We start from the raw sequence: 4,865 nt of genomic DNA, 5'->3' as shown, positions 1-4,865 counted from the left end.
CGTCCGTACTCGGTCCGGCCACCACGGTCCCCCAAGTGACGAAGGCGCATCCTTCGCCGGAACCCAGCAGCTTGGGCCTCCATGCGGCGCGCCACGTCTCGCGCGCCCGCACGGCCACCGCATCCCGCCCCGCGTCTTGTGACGCTGATCAGACGCCCCTTGCTTTGGGGCGGGATAGCGGGGACTATATTCCTATTTTGTGCCGGATGTCAAGAGTGCTCGTAACGCATCGGGTGACGCGCAATGCGGCGGTCAGATTGGATGAAGGATGGTCCCGGATGCCGGTTGGCGCCGTTCGGGGTCCGCGAGGCGCGCCGCGTAACCGCGATTGCCAGCGAAGCAAACCTGGCGGATGGGCTCTGCACTGACACCGTGCCGCATTTGACATCGCGGGATGGCAGACTATGATCACCACTAAATGATACACAAGTACCGTATGCCGGTACACGCAAGGGAGGACTGAACGGCCGCCCGTTCCGGCCCGGTTCGCGCATCGCATGAAACGCATCGCCCTCGAAGAGCACTTCCTCGCCCCCGGCTTCGAGCAATACTGGCTCAAGACCGTGGAGGACGTCGATCCGGCGCTCTATGGCAAAGTGCTGACGCGGCTGAACGACTTCGGCGAAGAACGGCTCGCTGCGATGGAGACGTCGGGCATCGCCATCGCTGTGCTGTCGCTGGCGGGCCCCGGGGTGCAGATCGAACGCGATGTCGCCACCGCGACCCGCAAGGCGCGCGAAGCCAACGATTTCCTCGCCAGGCAGATCGCAACCGCGCCGGACCGCTATCGCGGCTTCGCCCATCTCGCCGTGCAGGACGCCAAGGCCGCGGCCGACGAACTGGAACGCTGCGTGCGCGAGCTGAAATTCTCCGGCGCCATGATCAACGGCCACACCAACGGACTCTATCTCGACGATCCGTCCACCTATCCGCTGTGGGAGCGCGCCGAGGCGCTCGGCGTGCCGCTCTATCTGCATCCCGCCGATCCGGTGTCGCCGATGCCCGCGCTCGACGGCTATCGGGGTTTGAAGCGCGCCACCTGGGAATGGACGGTGGAGACCGGCACGCATGCGCTGCGCATCGTGTTCTCGGGCCTGTTCGACCGATTCCCGAAAGCCAAACTTGCGCTCGGCCATCTCGGCGAAACCCTGCCCTATCAGCTCTGGCGCTTCGACAGCCGCGCCAGGCTCTATGGCGTGAAGCTGAAGAAAAAGCCGTCCGACTACATCCGCGAGAATATCGTGGTGACGACCTCGGGCATGTTCTCGTTCGAACCGATCGATTGCGCGCTGAAGGCGCTGGGCCGCAAGAATGTGATGTATTCGGCCGATTATCCTTTCGAGAATCCGGCAGAAGCCGGTGCCTTTCTCGACGAATTGCCGCTCGATTCTGCGGTGATCGACGACATCGCCTGGAACAATGCGGCGCGTTTGCTTCGCATCGGAGCTCGATCATGACCATTGCGGTAAACCGACCGGCGCGCGCGCCGGCCGGCGGCAAGCCGCCGGAGGACGGTCTGGAAAAGGGACGAGAAAAGAACCAGGAAAAGAGTCAGGTTCAGGTGATTGCGCGCGCCGCATCGATCATGCGCGCGCTTGAGGATACCACGACGGGTCTCAGCCTCGGCGAAATTGCGCTGAAGGTCGGGCTCGCGCGATCCACCGTGCAGCGCATCGTCGCGGCGCTCGAGACCGAGAAGCTCGTGGTCCCGGCCTCCCCGGCGGGCAGGGTGCGGCTCGGCCCCACGATCCTGCGCCTTGCCGGCTCGGTGCGCACCGACTTCGTCGCGCTGGCGCGTCCGTTCCTGATCGAATTGTCCAGGGAGCTGCACGAGACCGTCGATCTCGCCTCGATCAAGGGCGACCATCTGGTGTTTATCGACCAGGTGATCGGCTCGCAGCGCCTGCGTACCGTCTCCGCGGTCGGCGAATCCTTTCCGCTGACCTGCACCGCAAACGGCAAGGCTTATCTCGCCCAGCTCGACGACGGCGCGATCGAGGCGCTGGTCGGAAAGACCTACAAGGCCCGGACCCCGCATACCATCACCGGCCTGCACAACCTTCTGGACGACATTCGTGCTGCGCGCCGCGACGGCTTTGCCGTCGACCGCGAGGAGCACACGCTCGGCATCTGCGCCGCGGGCGTCGCGCTGCGCGACATGCTCGGCAATTACGTTGCGATCTCGGTGCCGGTGCCGGCGCAGCGCTTCCATGCCGAGCGCGAAACGATCTGCGAGCGCCTGCTCGCGACCAAACGGACGCTGGAGCAGCATCTCTCCAGCACCACTGCCTGAACAAAAGGAGGAACCGCATGGCGAAAATTCGCGGCGTCGATTTTGAAGAAAACCTCGCCAATGCGATGGGGCTGGAATTCTACAACCTCTCGCATCGCTTCGGATACCAGTCGCCGAACTGGCCCTATTTCGAAGACGTGAAGATCGAGCGCATCCACTATATGGCGAAGTCCGGGGTGCTGTCGCAGCGCATCACCACCTCGATGCACAATACGACGCATATCGACGCGCCGGCGCATGTCGTGCAGGGCACGCCGTTCATCGACGAGGTGCCGCTGCCGCACTTTTTCGGTTCGGGCATCGTGGTCTCGATCCCGAAAAAGAAGTGGGAACCGATCACCTATGACGACCTGGAAAAGGCCGCCGGCAAGGTGGTGCGTCCGCGCGACGTGGTGATTGTCAATACCGGCTGGCATCATCAGTACGAAGATTCCGAGGACTATTTCTGCCGCGCGCCGGGTTTCGTGCCCTCCGCTGCCGACTGGTTCGTCGAGAAGAAGGTCAAGGTGGTCGGCCACGACACCCAGGCCAACGACCACCCGCTGGCCACTGCAATCGGTCCGCAGCGCAACGGCCCGCTGCATCCGCATCTCGCCGAGGAATACAAGGAATGGTCCGGCGGACGCGACTGGAAGGACGATTTCCCGGAATGGGAGCCTGTCCACCGCAAGCTGTTCTCCAACGGCATTCTCGGCATCGAGAATGTCGGCGGCGATCTCGACAAGGTGACCGGACGGCGCTGCACCTTCGCGTTCTTTCCGTGGAACTGGGACCGGGGCGACGGCTGCATCATCCGCCTCGTCGCCATCATCGATCCCAAAGGCGAGTATCGCATCGAGCGCGGGGAGAAATTCTAATGATCGTCCGCCGTTTCAACGAAGCAAAACCCTACGAGGCGCCGAACCATCGCGGCTATATCTCGCTGCGCCTGTTCGGCGCCGAAGCCGGCGGCTCCAAGGAGATGATCGTCGGTCTCTCGCATTTCCTCCCCGGCGGCGGCGCCGGTCCCGACGCCTCGCCTCCGGAGAAGGTCTACTTCGTCGTGTCAGGGGAGCTCACCGTCATCGTCGACGGCAAGGAGCATGTGCTGAAGGCGAACGACTCCTGCTACATCGGCCCGAACGAGGAGCGCGAGATCATCAATCGCTCCAACGAGGTCTGCACCATCGTGGTGGCAATGCTGCCGCCACGGAAGTGAACCAAGGACGTGGTCATGCCCGGGCTTGACCCGGGCATCCATCGTCCTGCGCAAGGTCGATGGATTGCCGGGTCAAGTCCGGCAATGACATTGCGGAAACAGCGCGACACAATGTGAGGACGTCATGTCCGAAGACTTCCTGAAAAATCCCCTTTCCCTGTTCGACATCCGCGGCAAGACCGCGATCGTCACCGGCGCGTCCGGTGCGTTCGGAGCGCTCGCCGCCAAAGTGCTGGCCGGCGCCGGCGCCAATGTCGTCATCGCCGCGGGCAATGCCGCGGAACTGAAAAAGACCGCGGCCGAGTGCGAGGCGCTTGGCGCCAAGGTCGAAGCCGTTGCGGTGCGGCCGAACTCGGAAGCCAATTGCGAGAAGATCGTCAAGGCCGCTGTCGATAAATTTGGCCGGCTCGACATTCTGGTGGTCGGCTCCGGCAAGAACGATGTCGCCAAGATCGTCGACATGGCGCCGGAGCGCTTCCTCGACGTGATGGATGCCAATGTCACGCAGAGCTGGCTGATGGCGCGCGCCGCCGGCAAGCAGATGCTCGCGCAGGGCAAGGACGGCAAGACCTCGGGCAAGATCGTTTTGATGTCGTCGGCGCGCGGCCTGCTCGGCCATCCCGCCGGATACACTGCCTATTGCGCGTCGAAATCGGCGGTCGACGGCATCACCAGGGCGCTCGGCTGCGAATGGGGCGAGACCGGCATTACCGTGAACGCGATCGCGCCCACCGTGTTCCGCTCCGCGCTCACCGCCTGGATGTACGAGGACACCGACAAGGCCAAGGGCGTGCGCTCGGCGTTTTTGGCGCGGGTGCCGAAGGGTCGCCTCGGCGAACCGTCGGACCTTGCGGGGCCGCTTCTCTTCCTCGCCTCGTCGGCCTCGGATTTCTATACCGGCCACATCCTGTATGCCGACGGCGGTTATACGGCGGGCTGAGATGTCTCGGAAAGCACGCATCGCCGTCATCGGCGCAGGCCTGATGGGGCACGGCCTCGCGCAGGTCTTTGCGCTCGGCGGCCATGACGTGGCCATCACGGATTCGTTCGCCGCCAATCTCGACACGGTGAAGGCGCGCATCAGCGCGAACCTCGCCGATCTCGGCGACGACGCGAATGCCGTGAACCGCGTCACGCCGGTTGGCGATCTTGCAGCGGCGGTGCGCGATGCCGATTTCGTGGTGGAGGCGGTACTGGAAGATCTGCCGCTGAAGCAGACGCTCTTCGGCAACATCGAAAAGCATGTGCGGCCCGATACGATCCTTGCCAGCAACACCTCGGTCATCCCCATCAAAAAGATCATGGAGGGCCTGACCCACCGAGAGCACTCGCCAGGCACCCACTGGTAGAGACAGCCCCCTCTGGTGCCGCTGG

At 63.9% G+C, this 4,865-nt stretch carries 6 protein-coding genes; all 6 read left to right on the top strand.

Annotated elements, in window-relative coordinates:
• Nucleotides 1–497 precede the first annotated feature (497 nt).
• The 6 genes from ACK41X_RS22505 to ACK41X_RS22480 all read left to right on the top strand — a co-directional run bounded on the left by ACK41X_RS22505 (nucleotide 498) and on the right by ACK41X_RS22480 (nucleotide 4,840).
• Nucleotides 498–1,457 (top strand): amidohydrolase family protein, encoded by a 960-nt coding sequence (locus ACK41X_RS22505; RefSeq protein WP_409728263.1) that lies wholly within the window; start codon nucleotides 498–500, stop codon nucleotides 1,455–1,457.
• The gene (locus tag ACK41X_RS22500; protein WP_409728260.1) at nucleotides 1,454–2,293 is read left to right on the top strand and encodes an IclR family transcriptional regulator; all 840 of its coding nucleotides are present in this window, start codon (nucleotides 1,454–1,456) and stop codon (nucleotides 2,291–2,293) included. The genes ACK41X_RS22505 and ACK41X_RS22500 overlap by 4 nt, the downstream gene beginning before the upstream one ends.
• Before the next feature lie 17 nt (nucleotides 2,294–2,310).
• On the top strand, nucleotides 2,311–3,150 hold the full coding sequence (locus ACK41X_RS22495) for a cyclase family protein (RefSeq protein WP_409728257.1): 840 nt from the start codon (nucleotides 2,311–2,313) through the stop codon (nucleotides 3,148–3,150).
• Nucleotides 3,150–3,491: a cupin domain-containing protein gene (locus ACK41X_RS22490; RefSeq protein ID WP_409728254.1), complete on the top strand. Its 342-nt coding sequence runs from the start codon at nucleotides 3,150–3,152 to the stop codon at nucleotides 3,489–3,491. The genes ACK41X_RS22495 and ACK41X_RS22490 overlap by 1 nt, the downstream gene beginning before the upstream one ends.
• 124 nt (nucleotides 3,492–3,615) lie before the next feature.
• Nucleotides 3,616–4,431, top strand: coding sequence for an SDR family NAD(P)-dependent oxidoreductase (locus tag ACK41X_RS22485; RefSeq protein ID WP_409728252.1), 816 nt, complete (start codon nucleotides 3,616–3,618; stop codon nucleotides 4,429–4,431).
• 1 nt (nucleotide 4,432) lies between these two features.
• Complete coding sequence (locus ACK41X_RS22480) at nucleotides 4,433–4,840, top strand: 3-hydroxyacyl-CoA dehydrogenase family protein (protein ID WP_409728249.1); 408 nt, start codon at nucleotides 4,433–4,435, stop codon at nucleotides 4,838–4,840.
• The last annotated feature ends 25 nt before the right edge of the window (nucleotides 4,841–4,865 follow it).

This window comes from Pseudorhodoplanes sp., assembly GCF_046289595.1.
Lineage (GTDB): Bacteria > Pseudomonadota > Alphaproteobacteria > Rhizobiales > Xanthobacteraceae > Pseudorhodoplanes.
The sequence above is the reverse complement of the archived record's forward strand: the minus strand, read 5'-3'. Positions and strand labels throughout refer to the sequence as shown.

What these genes read in the sequence shown, in the direction of transcription:
- ACK41X_RS22480 (WP_409728249.1), top strand. Translation starts at nt 4,433, where the DNA reads ATGTCTCGGAAAGCACGCATCGCCGTCATCGGCGCAGGCCTGATGGGG.
- ACK41X_RS22505 (WP_409728263.1), top strand. Translation starts at nt 498, where the DNA reads ATGAAACGCATCGCCCTCGAAGAGCACTTCCTCGCCCCCGGCTTCGAG.
- ACK41X_RS22495 (WP_409728257.1), top strand. Translation starts at nt 2,311, where the DNA reads ATGGCGAAAATTCGCGGCGTCGATTTTGAAGAAAACCTCGCCAATGCG.
- ACK41X_RS22500 (WP_409728260.1), top strand. Translation starts at nt 1,454, where the DNA reads ATGACCATTGCGGTAAACCGACCGGCGCGCGCGCCGGCCGGCGGCAAG.
- ACK41X_RS22490 (WP_409728254.1), top strand. Translation starts at nt 3,150, where the DNA reads ATGATCGTCCGCCGTTTCAACGAAGCAAAACCCTACGAGGCGCCGAAC.
- ACK41X_RS22485 (WP_409728252.1), top strand. Translation starts at nt 3,616, where the DNA reads ATGTCCGAAGACTTCCTGAAAAATCCCCTTTCCCTGTTCGACATCCGC.